The sequence below is a fragment of the Pseudomonas sp. B21128 genome, assembly GCF_044218865.1.
GTDB classification, from domain to species: Bacteria; Pseudomonadota; Gammaproteobacteria; order Pseudomonadales; family Pseudomonadaceae; genus Aquipseudomonas; species Aquipseudomonas iridis.
On sequence record NZ_CP162590.1, the window covers coordinates 3,208,378 to 3,225,457 of the forward strand.

19 protein-coding genes are annotated in these 17,080 nt (G+C 58.2%); 9 read left to right on the forward strand and 10 right to left on the reverse strand.

Going from position 1 to position 17,080, the window contains the following annotated elements; genetic code table 11:
• The first annotated feature begins 32 nt into the window (after window positions 1-32).
• Window positions 33-1,241 carry an ammonium transporter gene (locus AB4P91_RS14325; protein ID WP_395603038.1) on the forward strand — a complete coding sequence of 403 codons (1,209 nt, stop codon included), beginning with the start codon at window positions 33-35 and terminating at the stop codon, window positions 1,239-1,241.
• On the opposite strand, the gene AB4P91_RS14330 is transcribed toward AB4P91_RS14325, so the two are convergent.
• On the reverse strand, window positions 1,238-2,950 hold the full coding sequence (locus AB4P91_RS14330; protein ID WP_395603039.1) for a cation:proton antiporter: 1,713 nt from the start codon (window positions 2,948-2,950) through the stop codon (window positions 1,238-1,240). The genes AB4P91_RS14325 and AB4P91_RS14330 overlap by 4 nt on opposite strands.
• A gap of 207 nt (window positions 2,951-3,157) precedes the next feature.
• Here AB4P91_RS14330 and AB4P91_RS14335 point away from each other — a divergent pair, with 207 nt between their 5' ends.
• The 3 genes from AB4P91_RS14335 to AB4P91_RS14345 all read left to right on the forward strand — a co-directional run bounded on the left by AB4P91_RS14335 (window position 3,158) and on the right by AB4P91_RS14345 (window position 4,784).
• Complete coding sequence (locus AB4P91_RS14335; protein ID WP_042560240.1) at window positions 3,158-3,394, forward strand: glutaredoxin family protein; 237 nt, start codon at window positions 3,158-3,160, stop codon at window positions 3,392-3,394.
• Window positions 3,395-3,505: 111 nt separating this feature from the next.
• Window positions 3,506-3,823: a transcriptional regulator gene (locus AB4P91_RS14340; RefSeq protein WP_042560239.1), complete on the forward strand. Its 318-nt coding sequence runs from the start codon at window positions 3,506-3,508 to the stop codon at window positions 3,821-3,823.
• Window positions 3,824-3,893: 70 nt separating this feature from the next.
• Window positions 3,894-4,784 carry a pseudouridine synthase gene (locus AB4P91_RS14345; RefSeq protein ID WP_395603040.1) on the forward strand — a complete coding sequence of 297 codons (891 nt, stop codon included), beginning with the start codon at window positions 3,894-3,896 and terminating at the stop codon, window positions 4,782-4,784.
• An 80-nt stretch (window positions 4,785-4,864) separates the two neighbouring features.
• On the opposite strand, the gene AB4P91_RS14350 is transcribed toward AB4P91_RS14345, so the two are convergent.
• Together AB4P91_RS14350 and mobA are read right to left on the reverse strand one after the other, a co-directional pair.
• The gene (locus tag AB4P91_RS14350; protein WP_016770600.1) at window positions 4,865-5,086 is read right to left on the reverse strand and encodes a YgdI/YgdR family lipoprotein; all 222 of its coding nucleotides are present in this window, start codon (window positions 5,084-5,086) and stop codon (window positions 4,865-4,867) included.
• A 78-nt stretch (window positions 5,087-5,164) separates the two neighbouring features.
• Entirely contained in the window at window positions 5,165-5,767 is a 603-nt protein-coding gene (mobA, locus tag AB4P91_RS14355) for a molybdenum cofactor guanylyltransferase MobA (RefSeq protein ID WP_150593174.1), read from the reverse strand.
• Between the two features lie 81 nt (window positions 5,768-5,848).
• Here mobA and moaB point away from each other — a divergent pair, with 81 nt between their 5' ends.
• A complete protein-coding gene (gene moaB, locus AB4P91_RS14360) occupies window positions 5,849-6,388 on the forward strand; it encodes a molybdenum cofactor biosynthesis protein B (protein ID WP_150593175.1) in 540 nt (179 codons plus the stop codon).
• The gene (gene glp / locus AB4P91_RS14365) at window positions 6,372-7,598 is read left to right on the forward strand and encodes a gephyrin-like molybdotransferase Glp (RefSeq protein WP_395603041.1); all 1,227 of its coding nucleotides are present in this window, start codon (window positions 6,372-6,374) and stop codon (window positions 7,596-7,598) included. The genes moaB and glp overlap by 17 nt, the downstream gene beginning before the upstream one ends.
• A gap of 61 nt (window positions 7,599-7,659) precedes the next feature.
• Here glp and AB4P91_RS14370 read toward each other — a convergent pair whose 3' ends face one another.
• Window positions 7,660-7,959: a hypothetical protein gene (locus AB4P91_RS14370; protein ID WP_191627767.1), complete on the reverse strand. Its 300-nt coding sequence runs from the start codon at window positions 7,957-7,959 to the stop codon at window positions 7,660-7,662.
• Between the two features lie 311 nt (window positions 7,960-8,270).
• On the opposite strand from AB4P91_RS14370, the gene yegS reads away from it, so the two are divergent.
• Entirely contained in the window at window positions 8,271-9,188 is a 918-nt protein-coding gene (gene yegS, locus AB4P91_RS14375) for a lipid kinase YegS (RefSeq protein WP_395603042.1), read from the forward strand.
• Here the strand turns inward: yegS and AB4P91_RS14380 are convergent.
• From AB4P91_RS14380 to AB4P91_RS14390, 3 genes are all read right to left on the reverse strand, one after another.
• Complete coding sequence (locus AB4P91_RS14380) at window positions 9,172-9,828, reverse strand: response regulator transcription factor (RefSeq protein ID WP_150596185.1); 657 nt, start codon at window positions 9,826-9,828, stop codon at window positions 9,172-9,174. The two genes, yegS and AB4P91_RS14380, sit on opposite strands and share 17 nt — an antisense overlap.
• Window positions 9,825-10,718 carry a sensor histidine kinase gene (locus tag AB4P91_RS14385; protein WP_150593238.1) on the reverse strand — a complete coding sequence of 298 codons (894 nt, stop codon included), beginning with the start codon at window positions 10,716-10,718 and terminating at the stop codon, window positions 9,825-9,827. Before AB4P91_RS14385 ends, AB4P91_RS14380 begins: the two co-directional genes overlap by 4 nt.
• A 482-nt stretch (window positions 10,719-11,200) precedes the next feature.
• Window positions 11,201-11,671, reverse strand: a complete 471-nt coding sequence (locus AB4P91_RS14390; RefSeq protein ID WP_150593180.1) for a hypothetical protein — start codon at window positions 11,669-11,671, stop codon at window positions 11,201-11,203.
• 453 nt (window positions 11,672-12,124) lie between these two features.
• Between AB4P91_RS14390 and AB4P91_RS14395 the strand changes: the two genes are divergently transcribed.
• Together AB4P91_RS14395 and AB4P91_RS14400 are read left to right on the forward strand one after the other, a co-directional pair.
• A complete protein-coding gene (locus AB4P91_RS14395; protein ID WP_150593181.1) occupies window positions 12,125-13,060 on the forward strand; it encodes a chemotaxis protein CheV in 936 nt (311 codons plus the stop codon).
• Between the two features lie 175 nt (window positions 13,061-13,235).
• Complete coding sequence (locus AB4P91_RS14400; protein ID WP_395603043.1) at window positions 13,236-14,042, forward strand: MOSC domain-containing protein; 807 nt, start codon at window positions 13,236-13,238, stop codon at window positions 14,040-14,042.
• A 72-nt stretch (window positions 14,043-14,114) separates the two neighbouring features.
• Here the strand turns inward: AB4P91_RS14400 and AB4P91_RS14405 are convergent, their stop codons facing one another.
• The 3 genes from AB4P91_RS14405 to AB4P91_RS14415 all read right to left on the reverse strand — a co-directional run bounded on the left by AB4P91_RS14405 (window position 14,115) and on the right by AB4P91_RS14415 (window position 17,077).
• Window positions 14,115-14,399: a pyrimidine/purine nucleoside phosphorylase gene (locus AB4P91_RS14405; RefSeq protein ID WP_003183665.1), complete on the reverse strand. Its 285-nt coding sequence runs from the start codon at window positions 14,397-14,399 to the stop codon at window positions 14,115-14,117.
• Window positions 14,400-14,502: 103 nt separating this feature from the next.
• A complete protein-coding gene (locus tag AB4P91_RS14410) occupies window positions 14,503-15,045 on the reverse strand; it encodes an exonuclease domain-containing protein (protein ID WP_395603044.1) in 543 nt (180 codons plus the stop codon).
• Between the two features lie 70 nt (window positions 15,046-15,115).
• Window positions 15,116-17,077 (reverse strand): acetyl/propionyl/methylcrotonyl-CoA carboxylase subunit alpha, encoded by a 1,962-nt coding sequence (locus tag AB4P91_RS14415; RefSeq protein WP_150593184.1) that lies wholly within the window; start codon window positions 17,075-17,077, stop codon window positions 15,116-15,118.
• Between the last annotated feature and the right edge of the window lie 3 nt (window positions 17,078-17,080).

The window sequence follows — 17,080 nt, forward strand, 5'->3', positions numbered from 1 at the left end:
GGTGCCTTTTTATCTTTCAGGTCTGCCTCTTTATGGAAAATCTGCAAAGCGCTGTGGAAACATTGGTTCACAGCTCCAATACGTTGTTCATCCTGATCGGTGCGGTGATGGTGCTGGCGATGCATGCCGGTTTCGCCTTTCTGGAAGTCGGTACGGTACGCCAGAAAAACCAGGTCAACGCGCTGTCGAAGATTCTCAGCGATTTCGCTGTCTCGACCCTGGCCTATTTCTTTATAGGTTACTGGATCTCTTACGGCGTGACGTTCATGCAGCCGGCAGCAGTGCTGAGTGCCGATCATGGCTATGGACTGGTGAAGTTTTTCTTCCTGCTGACCTTCGCTGCGGCGATCCCGGCGATTATCTCCGGGGGCATTGCCGAACGCGCGCGCTTCGTTCCGCAGTTGTGCGCCACGGCGCTGATCGTTGCGTTCATCTATCCGTTTTTCGAAGGGATGATCTGGAACGGCAACTATGGTCTGCAAGCCTGGCTGACGGCTCGGTTCGGCGCCGCGTTTCATGATTTTGCGGGTTCCGTGGTGGTGCACGCCATGGGCGGTTGGCTGGCGCTGGCGGCGGTGCTGTTGCTGGGTCCGCGCAACGGGCGTTATCGCGACGGGCGACTGGTGGCCTTCGCGCCATCGAGCATTCCGTTTCTGGCATTGGGCTCGTGGATTCTGATTGTCGGCTGGTTCGGCTTTAACGTGATGAGCGCACAGACCTTGCAAGGCGTCAGCGGCCTGGTGGCGGTCAACTCGTTGATGGCGATGGTCGGCGGCACCATGGCGGCGTTGATCGTCGGACGCAATGACCCAGGCTTTCTGCATAACGGTCCGCTGGCCGGATTGGTGGCGATCTGCGCGGGTTCCGATCTGATGCATCCGGTCGGCGCCCTGGTGACCGGGGTCATCGCCGGCGCGCTGTTCGTCTGGTGCTTTACAGCGGCGCAGGTCAAGTGGCGCATCGACGATGTGCTGGGCGTGTGGCCATTGCACGGTTTGTGCGGCGTGTGGGGCGGGATGGCCTGCGGGATTTTCGGCCAGACCGCGCTCGGCGGGCTTGGCGGCGTCAGCCTGATCAGCCAGATAATCGGCACCGGACTGGGCGTGGCGGTGGCGATGATCGGTGGTTTGGTCGTGTACGGCGTGATCAAGGCGCTGCATGGGCTGCGCCTGAGTCAGGAACAAGAGTATTACGGTGCCGACCTGTCCGTGCACAAGATCGGCGCGGTGAGCCAGGATTAGGTTTCTTCATCATCGGCTCCGGAATAAAAGCCGTGCAGCAGACGATAACGGTCTCTTCGCACTTGATCGGCTTTCTCTTGTACTTGGCGCGCTGACAAGCCGAGCATGATCAAGGCGTGAGAGCCGAGCATCAGGCTCGATTCCAACAGCTCCGGCACCACTTCACTGGCGCCGGCGGCTTTGAGTTCGGCCAGTTGGCTGTCGTCGCGGGTGCGTACCAGGATCGGTATTTGATCATTGAGGCGACGTGCCTCCTTGAGAATGCGCAGGGCAACGTCGGTTTGATCCACCGCAATCACCAGCAGTTTTGCGCGTAGCAGGCCGACGGCGGTGAGCAAATCAGCGCGGGATGAGTCTCCGTAATGCACGTCACTTTCTTCAGTGGCGGCTTCCTGTACCCGCACCGGGTCATTGTCCAAAGCGATGTAAGGCTGCTTTGCGTTGCGCATGAAGCGGCCGATGGATTGACCGACCCGTCCGTATCCGCATATCACTACATGCTGGTCGAGGCCGGCGTTGAGCGCGCTGATGTGCTCGATCTGTGCTTCCTCATTGGGTTTGCGGTGCAGGGCCGTGGCGATGCGTGGGGCGGCGCGTAACAGGATGGGTGTCAGCAGCATCGAGCAGAACGTCGCTGCAAGCAGCAAGGCGCCAAGCTTTTCGGGCAGCATGCTGTTCTGTTGCATCTGCGCCATCAGCGCGAAGCAGAATTCGCCTCCCTGAGCCAGTGCCAGACCACTGCGCCATGCGGTTTCACTGTCACTGCCACGCCACTTCACCAACAACGCCACCACGGCGCCTTTGATGATCATCAAGCCGATAGTCAGCCCGAGGATCAACAGGCCGTCGGTGACGAACAATTGCAGGTCGATCAGCATGCCGATGCTGACAAAAAACACCCCGAGCAGAATGTCGCGGAAGGGCCGGATATCGGCTTCGATCTGATGCCGGTAATGGCTTTCACCCAGCAACATGCCGGCCAGAAAAGCACCCAGGGCGGGAGACAGACCGAGCAAGTGAGTCAGCCACGCGGTGAGCAGCACAATCACCAGTGCCAACAGCACAAATAATTCTGCCGAGCGTGAGGCCGCGACTTCGTGGAACAGCCGGGGCAGTAACCAACGACTGGCCAGCAACAGACCGACAAACAACACCACAGTTTTCGCCAGCGTCAGTGGCAATGCCCAGTACCAGGCCTGGTCGCTGCTGCCGGCGAAAACCGGCACCAGGGTCAGCAGCAACACCGCCATCACATCCTGAAACAGCAAGACGCCGACCGCATTCTGGCCGTGGCTGCTGAACACCTCACCGAGGCTGCCCAGCTCCTTGGTCACGATCGCCGTGGAGGACAGCGCAAGCCCGGCGCCAAGCAGAAACGCTGGCGTTATCGGCATGCCCAAGAGCATCAATAACAGGCCCAGCAGTGCCGTGCTGATCAATACTTGCTGACTGCCAAGACGAAACACCAATTGGCGCATGGCGATCATCTTTGAAAGGGAAAACTCCAGGCCGAGGGAAAAAAGCAGGAACACCACGCCCAGTTCCGCCACGTCGGGCAGATGTTCACTCTCATTGACCCAATCGAATGCATTGGGGCCGACCAGCAATCCCACGCACAGATAGCCCAATACGGGTGGCAGCCGCAGGCGACGGAACAGTGCAATCACCACCAGGGATGAGGCGAGGATGATCAACAGGTTGGCAAACACTAGACACTCCGAGGTCAGGCTCTGGCTTCTCAAGCGTAGAAGCAAAAAAACCGAAAGCATCGCGTAATCGTCTTTTGCGTGCGCTGATTTGCATCAGGGTTTTGCGCGAGAGCGGTTGCACATGCGCTCAAACCTTTGGGCGGCGGTGGCTCGACGGGTTTTCAGTGGCGGCCTAGAATGGGCGGATCAATTTGTGGTTGAGCAATCATGCCTCCTGAATGTCAGCTGTTCGGCACCCTCGGGTGTCATCTGTGTGAAGTTGCTGAAGCTGAGCTGATGCCTCTCGTCGAACACGGCCTGCTGGTTGAACTGGTGGATATCGCCGAAGACGAATCCTGGTATGAAGCTTATAGCCTTCGGATTCCGGTGCTGCGGCGAGTCGACACCGGAGCGGAACTTGACTGGCCATTCAGCGCCGACGAGGTTGTGAATTTCCTGAGTTAACCTGTTTCCGTGCAGCGCCCGCTGGTCGCCAGCACAGATCCATCCCTTGGCACTTCCCGGCTTATTCGGTTACTGTATGTTCATACAGTAATTGGGTCAGAGGGACGAACCGTGGTCAATGTCGAACAGTTGAAGAACAGCGTGAACCGGATGTCGGTTGACGTGGTGCGCGAGGCCGTTCTGGAATTGCGCCTGGACGGGCTGGTCACGGAAGGCAAGACGCCATTCAACAAGCTGCATTTCAATACGTGTTTTGCAGAGATCGAAGCCTTGTTTCAGCGCGCCGGTTATCACAAGCAACTGGACGTGGTCGGGTATCAGGGGCTGATGTACGCCTTGTATGACCCGGGTCGTTGGGAAGCTGTCGACGTGTTGCGCTGGCTCAAGGAGTTCACCGACGCGGCGGCGCTCAAATCGATTCCGGCCTGAGGATTCTGCGCTAGGTTCGTTTCCCTCAGTGCTGGATAATGCCGGCCTGCCTTGAGGGTTCGAATTTCATATGTCCACATCAACGTTTTCCGCTGCACAGAATCAGGCCAGCACGCTCTATCTGCCGCCCGGCGCCTGGCTGACCGTACTCGATTGCTTGTGCGAGCATTTCAGCGCCATTGGACGCGAGCAGTGGCTGGACCGGATTGCTCGGGGGCGGGTGCTGGATGCTCATGGTCAGCCGATCGCGCTGGATTTGCCCTACAAGGAAGGCCTGCGCATTCACTATTTTCGCGAAGTGCCGGACGAAAAACCGATTCCTGTGGTCGAGTCGATTCTCTATGCCGATGAGCACCTGGTGGTCGCTGACAAGCCGCATTTCCTGCCAGTGACGCCGGCGGGCGAGTACGTAGAGCAGACCTTGCTGCGCAGGCTGATCCGGCGTCTGGACAATCCCCATCTGGTGCCCTTGCACAGGATCGACCGGCATACCGCGGGGCTGGTGATTTTCTCGGCCAACCCGCAAACCCGTTCCGCCTATCAATCGCTATTCCCCACGCGACAGATCGACAAGCGCTACGAAGCCATTGCCCCGGCATTGCCTGGACTCGATTTTCCCTTGGTGCACAAAAGCCGTCTGGTCGATGGCGAACCGTTTTTCCGGATGCAGGAAGGGCCCGGGGTCAGCAACACCGAAACGGCGGTAGAAGTTCGGGAAAAAAACGGCGACCTTTGGCGTTATGGCCTGTACCCGGTGACCGGCAAAAAACATCAGCTTCGGGTACACATGACAGCGCTTGGCGCGAGTATCTGCAATGACCCGTTTTACCCGGACGCACTGAAGGACGTTGAGGATGACTACGCTCATCCGTTGAAGCTTCTGGCGCAAGGCTTGCGTTTTATCGACCCGGTCACTGGTGTGGAGCGCGAGTTCGAAAGTCGTATCACTTTGCAGTGGTGATGTCGTTGCAACTTTTGGCGCGTCCATGAAAAAGCCCGCAATCAATGCGGGCTTTTTTGTGTCCGGTGTCGCCGTTGAGCTTACAGCTCTTTAACAGTACGAACCTGATCCTTGTTGATGCGTGTTTCTTTGCCGTCCAGTTGCTGGAACTCGTAGAAGCCCGAATCGTCATCGTATTTCGGGGTGTCGACGGCCTGGATTTCGCGACCGTCATTCAAGGTGATCACTGTAGGCGAGGAGCAACCGGCGAGGGTAGCAAGGCCCAGTGCGAGCATGAAAGTGGCGAGGGTCCGTTGGGTCATGAGTGTGTCTCCGAATGGGAATTCTTTTGGTTACTGAGCTTGAGACGTACACAAGGCGTGAGAGTTCCTTGAATAGTGTCAGTCTGACACAGTGTTGTGAGCATTTAACAGTTCGGGAGTGTTGAGGTTAGCCAGTCGCGGATCGTTGTCGGGACATTTCAGCGCCATGGCACCGAGCCCGCGCATGACCCGGCCGGGGCTGCGTTCGCCAGCGTTCCAGGCGTTTTCGAATGCCGGGGAAAGGGCTACCGGAATCACACACAACAGGGGTTCCCAATGTTCGTCATGCCACACCATTAAAGGTTTTTCAGGATTCTGATTGGCGGACTCGCGCATGCCTTGCAGCAACGCATCGTCGATCAGCGGGACATCGCAAGGCAGTACCAACAGGTGCGAATGTCGCGCGGCTTTCAGGCCTGCGCGAATACCGGCCAACGGTCCTGGAAAGTCGCCTTCGTCATCCTCCACCAATTGATCGGCCAGCGGCGCGTAACGCTCGCGATTGCGGTTGCAGGAAATGATCAGGTCATCGGTCAGCGGACGGGTTTTGCGCTGCAAATGCGCAATCAACGGTTCGCCCTGCCATTGCACCAGACCTTTGTCCTGGCCGCCCATGCGTTGGCCGCGCCCGCCCGCCAGGAGCAGAATGGAGCAGGGCGGCAGTTGCGTATCAAAGGTCATGGCAGCTCTCCACACGGGCGGCGAAAAAACAGGGCGCTGTGATATAACACCGCACCGTTTCTCCTACAACTGGACGAGCCTATGAAAGCCAAGGCTGATGTACCTTTCGTGCCGCTCAATATCGCGGTGCTGACTGTCAGTGATACCCGTACTCTGGAAACCGACACCTCAGGCCAGGTCTTTGTCGACCGCCTGGCAGCGGCCGGCCACAATCTGGCGGCGCGGGTCCTGCTTAAAGATGATCTATACAAAATTCGCGCGCAAGTCGCCAACTGGATCGCCGACGATGTGGTGCAGGTTGTGCTGATTACCGGTGGCACCGGGTTCACCGGCCGCGACAGTACGCCGGAAGCTGTGGCGTGCCTGCTCGACAAGCAAGTGGATGGGTTTGGCGAGTTGTTCCGACAGATTTCGGTGGCCGATATCGGCACCTCTACCGTGCAGTCCCGTGCGCTGGCCGGTCTGGCCAACGGTACGCTGGTTTGCTGTCTGCCCGGCTCGACCAACGCCGTGCGCACGGGTTGGGATGGCATTCTCGGTGAGCAACTGGACGCTCGTCACCGTCCATGCAATTTCGTCCCTCATCTGAAACAGGCCGCGCCTTGTGAATCCCGTGGGTAAGCCGGGCAAGACGGGCTCGCTGATGCCCGTCGAAGAAGCGCTGGCACGTCTGCTGGAAATGGCCGAAGCGGCACCGATTGCCGAGCAAGAATATTTGCCGCTGGCGCAGGTCGAGGGTCGAGTGCTGGCCGAAGACCTCATTTCGACCCTGGATTTGCCACCTTGGCCGAACAGTGCAATGGACGGTTATGCCCTGAACCTGGCCGACTGGACGGGCGAAACCATGACGGTCAGTCAAAAGGTGTTCGCTGGGCAGTCTCCGCAAGCCCTGAAACCTGGCACGTGCGCGCGGATTTTCACCGGAGCACCGGTACCGCCAGGCGCCGATTGCGTGGAAATGCAGGAAAATGCTGAGGTTCAGGCCGACGGAAGCGTGCGCTTCATCCAGCCGATGAAGATTGGCCAGAACATTCGCCCGCAAGGCCAGGAAACCACGGTCGGCGAGTTGATCTTGCCGGCCGGAACCCGGCTTGGCGCGATAGAGCAGGGTTTGGTTGCTTCGCTGGGCTGTGCCGGCGTCAAGGTTGTGCGCAAGGTTCGCGTGGCGGTGATTTCCACCGGTGACGAATTGGTCGAGCCGGGGCAGCCACTGGGGCCGGGTCAGATCTACAACAGCAATCGGGTGTTGCTGTGCAGTTGGTTGGAGCGCCTGGGCTGCGAAGTGATCGACGCCGGCATTCTGCCGGATGATCTGGCCACCACCCGTGCCCGTTTGGGTGAGTTACAGGATGTTGATCTGATTCTTTCCACCGGTGGCGTCTCGGTGGGGGAGGCTGACTTTCTCGGTATCGCCTTACGAGAAGAAGGAGAACTGGCCCTTTGGAAGCTAGCGATCAAGCCTGGAAAACCGCTGACGTTCGGCCATTTCCGCAACGTGCCGGTTATCGGGTTGCCCGGCAATCCGGCTTCGACGCTGGTGACGTTTGCGTTACTGGCTCGGCCATATCTGTTGCGACGTCAGGGGGTACAGGACGTCGAGCCTCTGAAGTTCACGGTACCAGCAGGCTTTGTCTGGCCTGTCGCCGGCAATCGGCGTGAATACCTGCGGGGCCGTCTTGAGCAAGGGCGGGCGACTATTTACCGCAACCAGAGCTCGGGCGTGCTGCGCAGTGCCGCGTGGGCAGACGGATTGGTGGAAGTGCAGGAGGGACGCACTCTGCTCGAAGGAGATGAAGTCGTCTTCATCCCGCTAAGTGAGCTCTTGGGCTGAATCCTGTCTCGCAAATGCAGGCGTGGGCTGATCCAGCCGGTGCCTGCAATGTTTCATTCGGTCAATGGCTTAGCAGGGTAACCAGCTGGTCGAATCGGCTGTTGGCCACCCAACCCAGCAGGCCCATCACTACGGCGGTTGCCCCCGCCGAGTAAGCCAGACGGTGTTTGATGTTTTTGACGTCAATGCGGACTTCGTCCATGTCCCGTCGAATATATTTGAGGTGGGTTTCCAGTTCGGTCACACGTGGTTCCATATCAACTTCTCCAGTGGTCTTCTTGAAATCGGACGGGTGATTCGCACGACATTCGGCGAGGGGTGCGATCGGATTCACTGGCTTTCTGGCTTCACGACCTGGCATGGAAACATCCATCTGCTGCTTCAAACCCCTGCCTGCAATATTTGCCTTCTTTCCAGTTGTTAAAAGCCTTGGAGTAACCTCTCATTACATGCACGTCCTTGTGTTTTCGGATTGATGATTGATACCGCTCGCACACGGTGAACCAACTGTCATACCGGGTCAATTGAGCCGATTCCTCATGTTTTGTAAGAAAAAATACCGCTGTGTAGGACGCCTTGGCCGGACGAAGGAATTATTTGTCATTCTTAGGGCTTTTTTGCGCGCCACGATGGTCAAGATGTTTCAACCGATTCGATTCAGGGAGTGACGCTATGAGTGAACGCCGGGCACTGTTGATTCTGCATGGCAAGCAGGCACTCAACGAGGCGGTTCGCACCGCGGTCGAGGACAAACGCGAGCAAGGCTGGGAATTGGCGGTGCGCCTGACCTGGGAGGCGGGGGATGCCCAGCGCTGGGTCGAGCAAGCATTGGCGGACGGGTACACGAAAATTATTGCCGGCGGCGGAGACGGTACGTTGCGCGACATCGCCGAAGCCCTCGCGGCCCACCCGGGAAAAGCCAGTCTTGTCCTTTTGCCATTGGGTACCGCAAACGATTTTTCCCGCGCAGCGGGGATTCCGCTGGAGCCGGCCGAGGCGCTTGAACTCCTCGATGTACCGCCGCATGACATTGATCTGGGTGAAGTGGGCGGGCAAATATTCCTCAACATGGCCACTGGCGGGTTTGGCAGTCAGGTTACGGCCAATACTTCAGAGGATCTGAAAAAGGTACTGGGCGGGGCGGCCTACCTGTTCACTGGTTTGTCCCGATTCAGCGAACTGCACGCCGCTTATGGCGAGCTGCAGGGGCCGGATTTCCACTGGAGCGGCGAGCTGCTGGCATTGGGCATCGGCAATGGTCGCCAAGCTGGCGGCGGGCATGTTTTATGCCCGCAGGCGGTGGCTGACGACGGGCTGCTGGATATCAGCATCCTGCCAGCGCCACAGGAATTGGTGGGGACATTGAAAAACCTGCTCAGCGATGGATTCGGCATCGACAGTATGTTTGTCCGAACCCGATTGCCTTGGGTTGAGATCAAGGTAGCCGAGGGGCTTTACATCAATCTTGACGGGGAACCCCTGGAGGGCGACAGCATGCGCTTCGAGGCGCGCCCGGCGGCGTTGCAGATTCACCTGCCTAAGGACTCGCCGCTGTTGAGCGAAAATCTGGCGCTTAATCGTCCAGACTGATGATCTGTTCGCGTACAGCGAACAGCACCAAGCCCGCCACATCGTAGATCTGCAGGCGCTTCATGATCTGCGAGCGGTGGGTCTCGACCGTTTTGATGCTCAAGCCCAGGCCATTGGCGATTTCCCGGGTGGATTTCCCACGCACGATCAGTCGCAGGATTTCCAGTTGTCGGGCAGTGAGGTTGTGCGAGTCGGCGGTTTCGGGCTGCTTTTGATTGCGAGTCAGTGCCTGATTGATCACGGTGTGAGCGATGGCCGGACTCAAGTAACGCTCGTTATTGCGCAAGGCTTCCAGCGCGTGTTCGAGTTCGGTGGCCGTAGTGTCTTTAAGAAGATAGCCGTAAGCGCCGGATTCAAGTGCTTGCATGATCAATGCAGGATCGGTGTGCATCGACAGGATCAGCACTTTGCTCTGTGGCCGCACCTGCTTGAGTCGTTGCAGAGCTTCCAGGCCGCCGGTTTGCTTCATGGAAATATCCAGCAGCACAATATCGGGGCAGAGCTGCTCGACCATTTCGAGCAGTTGCGAGCCGTCATTGGCTTCGCCAATAACCGCGTAACCGGGAATATCCAATACCAGAGCGCGTACGCCGGCCCTGATCAGCGAGTGGTCATCCACCAGAAGTAAGTTGCAAGTCAACGCATAACCTTATTCGTACTGGCCCGCTCGAGTGCTCGCGGCGCCCAGGGGAAAAGTGCTTCGATTTGAGTGCCTTTGCCCGGCTCGCTGGTAACGCTCAGGGTGCCACCCAATTGCTCGATCCGTTCGGCCATCCCGGCCATGCCCCGCTGTCCTTCACGACCCGGATTGGCGGCCGGTGCGAATCCCAGACCGTCATCACTGATCAGCAGGGTCAAGCCTTTCGGCAGGCGCTGCACACGAATCAGCAGGTTCTTCGCTTGGGCATGACGCAAAATATTGGTGACGGCTTCCTGGGTGATGCGGAAAGCGGCAACCGCCATTTCTTCCGGAATGCCATTGAGGCGCTGCTGGCAATCGAGACTCCAGTGCACGCTGGTGTTGGTCATTGTCTTGAGCAGATGCGCTCGCAGGCTGGCCTCAAGGCCGAGGCTGGTCAACTGGCGGGGATTGAGAATGGCCGATACATCGCGCACTTTGTTCAGCGTCTCTTCGAGGGTTTCGCAAAGTGTGGTGCAGTGCTCCTGCAAATCTTCCGGCATGCGTCGTTTGAGCCAGTCGCCTTGCAGCTTGGCGGCGGTCAGCAATTGGCCGATATCATCGTGCAATTCGCGGCTGAGCCGGTGACGCTCGTTTTCCTGGACTTCCAGCAGACGGTCAGCAAGTTCCTGTGGCTGGAATTTTATCGATTTGCGTGACAGCCGATATTGCACCCAGACACAGGCGGTGGCGGCAATGTTAAGCAGCAGAACTCCCAGATAAAGTTGCGCGGAAAACCCGTAGGTCAGCAGGCTGCCAAGCGCTGCCGCGATGCACAGGATGAGTGTGAACCGACGCGCGTTTTCTCGGGAGGGAGGCCATGTAGTGATTGACTTGAGGCTGGCGTACATAACGGATGGAGCCAATAGATGTTCGCTGCGGGTAGACCGGCCAGTGGCTGGCGGATCTCTGTCTGTAAAGGGTGCCAATGATGTTAAGGATTTCAACGTGAGTCAGTGAATGTACAGGATCTCCAACTTCGGGTGGATGCCTTTCTCTGGAGTCACTGTGCCATTAACTAGGAAGCATTTAATGGGCGGCATAATACCACTTAAGATACCGTTGGTCGCGTTTGCTATATATGCCCAATGGGTCAGGAAATACGGAATGTTGGACGCGAGTTCCATAATGGAAATATCGATTTATTGAGTTCGATTGATATCCGTATTGCCAGAAGTTGGAACTCTTAAGACACAGGCAAACCCTTAGCCCGGCAGGAACTACTCGCTGTTGTCCGGTGTGATTATTTATTCGATTTGTCGCTGACAGGCACGCGCGATGAAATGACGACAATGAGGGGGCCGGCAACCTCGTCGATCACCGTCATGCTGAATCAGGCCTGTCGTTCCGAATAGTTCAGCAATGGCAAACGTTTGGTTTTCAGCGCGGGTTGAAACTGAGTTTGCCCGATGTGAGAGGCAAACGCTTCGAGCAGTGAGGTCTGTTCGGTTTTATCGAGGCTCAGTTGCCCGGTTTTATGATCGACCAGCTCAAGCTGCCAGGCCATCAGTGTGAAGCATTCCTTAAGCGCATCCAGGGCCTGTTCGTGCAGATCCACGTGGTCCTGTGCCAGATTGAGCAGCCCGTAGATATGCAGGGAAAACTCGGAAATCGCCTCAAGCGCCAGGGCTTCAGCCCTGCTTGCGAGTTTGAGGAGGGTGCTGAGCATGCAATCGATAGCGTCCTTGTCGTTGCTGATCATCTGCAGATGGCTGAGGCATTCTTCGGACTTGGCCAAGAGCGTTTCGGCCTCGACAAGAAATTCGGGAAAGCGTTGCGCCCACTCTTTACGGTCGATCGGCATGCTTATCTCCACAACATCATGGCTACTGAGGGGATGCCGTGTGTGACGACGATCGTGGATCGTCGGGAGATCGCGCCCAGACGTGCAGGAGCACCGACTGAGAGGTTCCAGAGGGTTTGTTTCCGCTGAACTGCGATCGCACACAATAGCCTGACTCCGTTCATGCAATGAGAATGGCGTCACATTAATGGCTATTGGATATTGCGAATATCAGGTTGGGCCTGATTGTTACTAGGGGAATCCCTTAGACGCGGGAACCTACAGTGCAAACCGTGGTCGCGCCGCAAAGACTTTAGCAGATGAAAAACTCAGCGCCAGTAAAGCATGATGTTAATGTGACATCAATGCCTCGATATGGCATTTTGAAAGCGATTTCCGTGGGGATCAAGATTCGGCATTCGTAGCCGATAACCCCTCTTAGTGAATTCATCAGAACAAGCCCAGGAGTCATTGATGGCCGGCATTCTCGACACGGTAGACCAACGCACGCAACTGGTGGGTGAGAATCGCCTGGAAATTCTCATGTTTCGACTGGCCGGGCGCCAGTTGTTTGCGATCAACGTGTTCAAGGTTCAGGAAGTGCTGCAACTGCCGAAGTTGACCCTGATGCCTCAGCGTCACCCGTATGTCTGCGGTGTGGTCAACCTGCGCGGGCAGACGTTGCCGGTGATCGATCTTTCGCAAGCGATCGGCATGCGTCCATTGGTGCCGAGCCCGACGAGCACCATCATCGTTACCGAATACAACCGCTCGGTGCAGGCCTTCCTCGTTGGTGGTGTAGATCGCATCGTCAACATGAACTGGGAAGCCATTCTGCCGCCACCGGCCAGCGCCGGTCGTCAGCACTACCTGACGGCGATCAGCAAGGTCGACGATCAACTGGTGGAAATCATCGACGTCGAGAAAGTGCTCGCCGAGATCGTTCCGTACAACGCCAAGGTCTCGCGCGAAAAACTCGATGATCCGGTCCTGGAGCGCGCCCGTGGCCGCGAAGTGCTGCTGGTGGACGACTCCAATGTGGCGCTCTCGCAGTTGCGTGACACCCTTGGACAGCTCGGCGTGAAAATGCACATTGCCAGCGACGGCTTGAAGGCGCTGAACATGCTCAAAGCCTGGGCCGACACCGGCGTGAACATGACCGACAAATTGCTGATGGTGTTCACCGACGCGGAAATGCCGGAAATGGACGGCTATCGCCTGACTACCGAAATACGCAATGACCCACGCCTGCGCGGCCTGTACGTGGTGCTGCACACATCCCTGTCCGGCAGTTTCAACGAATCCATGGTGAAGAAGGTCGGCTGCGACAACTTCCTCTCCAAGTTTCAGCCGGACAAGCTGGTCGATGTGGTGCGCCAGCGCCTGATGCTTGATGAAGTACCAGCCTGATCACACCACCGTTTGAACCTGTAGGAGTGAGCCTGCTCGCGATGCGATAGTCCCGGCCATTTGTTTTGTCGGATGTGAGTCCTTCTTCGCGAGCAGGCTCGTTCCCACAGTTTGCTCTTTGATTCCCTGAGCAGCTCGTATAGGGTGGCTTTTTTTGCCCACCAGGGAGCTGGCCATGCTGCGTCTGAGCGCGCTTTATCGTTATCCATTGAAATCCGGCAAGGGTGAGGTTCTGCAAGGGATCGGCCTGGACAAGCTGGGGCTCGATGGCGATCGACGCTGGATGCTGGTGGACGAAGCCAGCGGCCGATTCCTGACTCAGCGCGCCGAAGCGAAAATGAGCCAGCTGTCGGCGCTGTGGAATGCCCGAGGCGGCTTGACCCTGAGTGCGCCCGAACGTGCTTCGATCGAGATCGACTTGCCAAGTAACAACGCCGAACTTCGCGGCGTGACCATTTGGCGAGACACCTTGCGGGTGCCAGATGCAGGTGATGAGGCGGCGCAATGGGTCAGTGAGTTTATTGGCAAGCCGACTCGTCTGGTGCAAATGCCCCCGGATCGCGCGCGTATGACTCAAGCCGGTTTTGGCAGGGATGACGATCAGGTCGCGTTAGCGGACGGTTTTCCGCTTTTGCTGATCGGTGAGGCATCGCTGCAGCAATTGTCGCAGGAGGTCGGACGATCGCTGGAAATGCTGCGTTTTCGGCCGAATCTGGTGATAGAAGGCAGTGAGGCGTATGCCGAGGATGGCTGGAAGCGGATTCGCATTGGCGACGTCGAGTTCCGCGTGGTCAAGCCATGCTCACGCTGCATCCTCACCACCATCGACCCGCACACCGGTGAGCGCAGTGCTGACCGCGAACCGCTGGCGACGCTGCAAAAGACCCGCGCTCAGGCTGACGGTGCGATGTTCGGGCAGAACCTGGTGAATGACAGCAACGGCCGTCTTGAGGTCGGAATGCCGGTGGAGATTCTCGAGTAACCCGTCACTGAAACAAAAAATGCCCGTGTCCTTGGACACGGGCATTTTTATTGGCGCTTCAAAACCAGCTGATTAGCCGCGGTATTCGCACAGGTAAGCCGTGTCGACGGCGACTTTCAGCTGGAACTTGCTGTTGGCCGGTACGTTGAACTGGCTGCCGGCGGCGAAGGTTTCCCAGTCGGTGCTGTCTGGCAGTTTGACCGTCAGTGCGCCGGACACCACGTGCATGATTTCACGCTGGGCAGTGCCGAATTCGTATTCGCCCGGGGCCATGACGCCGATGGTCGCCGGACCTTCAGCGGTGCCAAAGGCGATCGACTTGACGGTGCCGTCGAAGTACTCGTTGACTTTAAACATGGGCGATTCCTCGAAAAGGGCTAAAAAGTGGGGCGGCCAGTATGCACAAGGCTTTCAACGCCGTCACCTGCCCGGCGCCTGTCCGGCAAGTCGAGAATTGACCCTAGAGTGGCAATACCAAAGGCAATAGCCGCGCCGTATTGCGCGCGTCTTCCAATGCCCGATGTTGTTGGCCGCTGAACTGCATGCCAGCGAGTGCAAGCGCACCGTTGAGCCCCAGCGGGCGCTCCAGACGCCGGGCTTTGGCAAAGCGTTGCTTGAGGTTCATGTGCGGCACTTTGCCCAATCCACTGTCGATTTGCAGGCGTTGCCATTCCTGCAACAACTGCTTGCGGTCGTAATCGCCCCAACTGGCCCAGCCTTCCAGGCGCGACTGATGCTGAGCAAGCCAGCGTTCGAACGCCGGCCACACTTCATCCAAGGGCTGTGCCGCGTCGATATTGGCCTGGGTAATGTGCGTGAGCTGGCGACAGAAGGGCGTCAACAAGGGGCGTCGTGTCGGTTTGACGAAGCGTTGAAAGTGATCTTGCTCGCGCCCGGCCCGATCGACCAGCGTGGCGCCGATCTCGATGATTTCCATTTCCGTGACCGGCCAGCCGCCCTCGTCGGTGGTAGCTTCCAAATCAATGACCAGCCAGTGTGGCATCGCAGGGTTCCTGATTTCCGCGTTCTGATAATTCAGAGCGTAGTCAAACCCCGCGGATGCGCTCGGGCGACTACTCGACCTGCAACAGAACCTGACGATTTTTTACCTGATCGCCGACCTTGACCTGCACCCGCTTGAGCACGCCGTCGATGCCGGCCGTGAGCGGATGCTCCATTTTCATTGCCTCCAGCACCACCAGCAATTGACCCTTGCTGACCGCACTGCCTTCGCTGACGAGTACGTCGACAATGGCACCGTCCATCGGCGCCTTCAAGGTGCCGGAACTGACGCTGGTCTGACTGCCGATCACCGCGTGAGTTCGATCCTCCAGGTGCAGACTGCCGGGATGGGTGAACAGCCAGAGTTGCCCGGCATCGAGGCGATAGGCGTGGCGTTGGCGCAAGCCATCGATTTCGAGTGTTACCGAGCCTGTGCTGTGATCGATGAGTTTCAGTTCGAGGGCGCGTTCAGCGACTTGCACCTCAATCACATCCCCCGCGCATCTGAGCAGTTGCGCGGTCCAGTTCTGCTCGTCAAGACCCAGCCGATAATGCAGCGGTGCGCTGGCGTTGTTGCGCCAGCCGCTCAATGGCGCGCGGTGTCGTTGCGCCGATGCCAGATAAAACAGCACGGCAGCGATGGCCAGTTCTTCGGCGCTCGGCGTGTGTATGTGCAGACTTTGGTGATCGCTGAAATGCTGGGGAATGAATCCGGTGCTGAATTCACCGCTGATGAATTGTGGATGTTGCAACAGACTTTCGAGCAAGCGCTGATTGCTTTGCACGCCCAGCAACACCGTGTCCTGCACCGCGCGCAGCAGTTTGCGCCGGGCCTCTTCACGGGTGGCGCCGTGAGCGATCAGTTTGCCGAGCATCGGGTCATAGAACGGGCTGACCGTTTGACCTTCATGCAAACCATGGTCAATTCGCGCGCCGTGCTGCAACGCGGGTTCCCATCCCTGGATGCGCCCGGTTTGCGGCAGAAAATCTTGCGCGGGATCTTCAGCATAAAGCCGCACTTCCATGGCATGGCCATTGAGCTGGACTTGCGCTTGCGTCAACGGCAGAGGCCGCCCCTCGGCCACCGACAATTGCCAGGCGACCAGATCGAGTCCGGTGATCAACTCGGTCACCGGGTGCTCGACCTGCAGGCGGGTGTTCATCTCGAGGAAGTAGAACTGCCCGCGGGCGTCGAGCAAAAACTCCACGGTGCCGGCGCCGACATAATTCACTGCGCGGCCGGCCTTCAGTGCGGCTTCGCCCATGGCTTGGCGCAACTCGGCGGTCATCACCGGGCAGGGCGCTTCTTCGATGACTTTTTGGTGGCGACGCTGGATCGAACAGTCGCGTTCGCCGAGATAGATCAGGTTGCCGTGGTGATCGCCAAACAGTTGCACTTCGACGTGCCGCGGGTCGATCAGCGCTTGTTCGAGAATCAATTCGGCGCTGCCAAATGCATTCAGGGCTTCAGAACGTGCCGTGCGCAGTTGCGCCGGCAAATGCGCAGCGTTGTGCACCAGCCGCATACCGCGACCGCCACCACCGGCACTGGCCTTGATCATCAGCGGGTAGCCGATGCGTTCGGCTTCGCTCAGCAAGGTGGCGTCGTCCTGCGCTGCACCTTGATAGCCGGCAATGCACGGCACGCCGGCGTCGAGCATGGCGAGTTTCGACAGGCGTTTGCTGCCCATCAATTCGATCGCCTCGGCGCTCGGGCCGATGAAGATCAGGCCGGCCTGTTCGCAGGCGCGGGCGAACTCGGCGTTTTCCGAGAGAAAACCATAGCCAGGGTGGATTGCATCGGCGCCGCTGCGGCGAGCGGCGTCGAGGATGGCCGGAATGTTCAGGTAGGACTGCAGCACGGGTGCCGGCCCGACGCGAACGGCTTGATCGGCGATTTTTACGTGCAGCGCATCGGCGTCGGCGTCGCTGAAGACGGCGACGGTGCGGTAGCCCAGGGCCTGTGCGGTGCGCTGGATACGGCAGGCGATTTCACCGCGGTTGGCGATCAGGATTTTGTGGATGGCGGGCATGGG

Bases quoted from the DNA above. Each gene is read 5' to 3' on its own strand.
- AB4P91_RS14325 (WP_395603038.1), top strand. From the start codon at position 33: ATGGAAAATCTGCAAAGCGCTGTGGAAACATTGGTTCACAGCTCCAAT.
- AB4P91_RS14335 (WP_042560240.1), top strand. From the start codon at position 3,158: ATGCCTCCTGAATGTCAGCTGTTCGGCACCCTCGGGTGTCATCTGTGT.
- AB4P91_RS14345 (WP_395603040.1), top strand. From the start codon at position 3,894: ATGTCCACATCAACGTTTTCCGCTGCACAGAATCAGGCCAGCACGCTC.
- AB4P91_RS14350 (WP_016770600.1), bottom strand. From the start codon at position 5,086: ATGACCCAACGGACCCTCGCCACTTTCATGCTCGCACTGGGCCTTGCT.
- mobA (WP_150593174.1), bottom strand. From the start codon at position 5,767: ATGACCTTTGATACGCAACTGCCGCCCTGCTCCATTCTGCTCCTGGCG.
- moaB (WP_150593175.1), top strand. From the start codon at position 5,849: ATGAAAGCCAAGGCTGATGTACCTTTCGTGCCGCTCAATATCGCGGTG.
- AB4P91_RS14370 (WP_191627767.1), bottom strand. From the start codon at position 7,959: ATGCCAGGTCGTGAAGCCAGAAAGCCAGTGAATCCGATCGCACCCCTC.
- yegS (WP_395603042.1), top strand. From the start codon at position 8,271: ATGAGTGAACGCCGGGCACTGTTGATTCTGCATGGCAAGCAGGCACTC.
- AB4P91_RS14385 (WP_150593238.1), bottom strand. From the start codon at position 10,718: ATGTACGCCAGCCTCAAGTCAATCACTACATGGCCTCCCTCCCGAGAA.
- AB4P91_RS14390 (WP_150593180.1), bottom strand. From the start codon at position 11,671: ATGCCGATCGACCGTAAAGAGTGGGCGCAACGCTTTCCCGAATTTCTT.
- AB4P91_RS14395 (WP_150593181.1), top strand. From the start codon at position 12,125: ATGGCCGGCATTCTCGACACGGTAGACCAACGCACGCAACTGGTGGGT.
- AB4P91_RS14400 (WP_395603043.1), top strand. From the start codon at position 13,236: ATGCTGCGTCTGAGCGCGCTTTATCGTTATCCATTGAAATCCGGCAAG.
- AB4P91_RS14405 (WP_003183665.1), bottom strand. From the start codon at position 14,399: ATGTTTAAAGTCAACGAGTACTTCGACGGCACCGTCAAGTCGATCGCC.
- AB4P91_RS14410 (WP_395603044.1), bottom strand. From the start codon at position 15,045: ATGCCACACTGGCTGGTCATTGATTTGGAAGCTACCACCGACGAGGGC.
- AB4P91_RS14415 (WP_150593184.1), bottom strand. From the start codon at position 17,077: ATGCCCGCCATCCACAAAATCCTGATCGCCAACCGCGGTGAAATCGCC.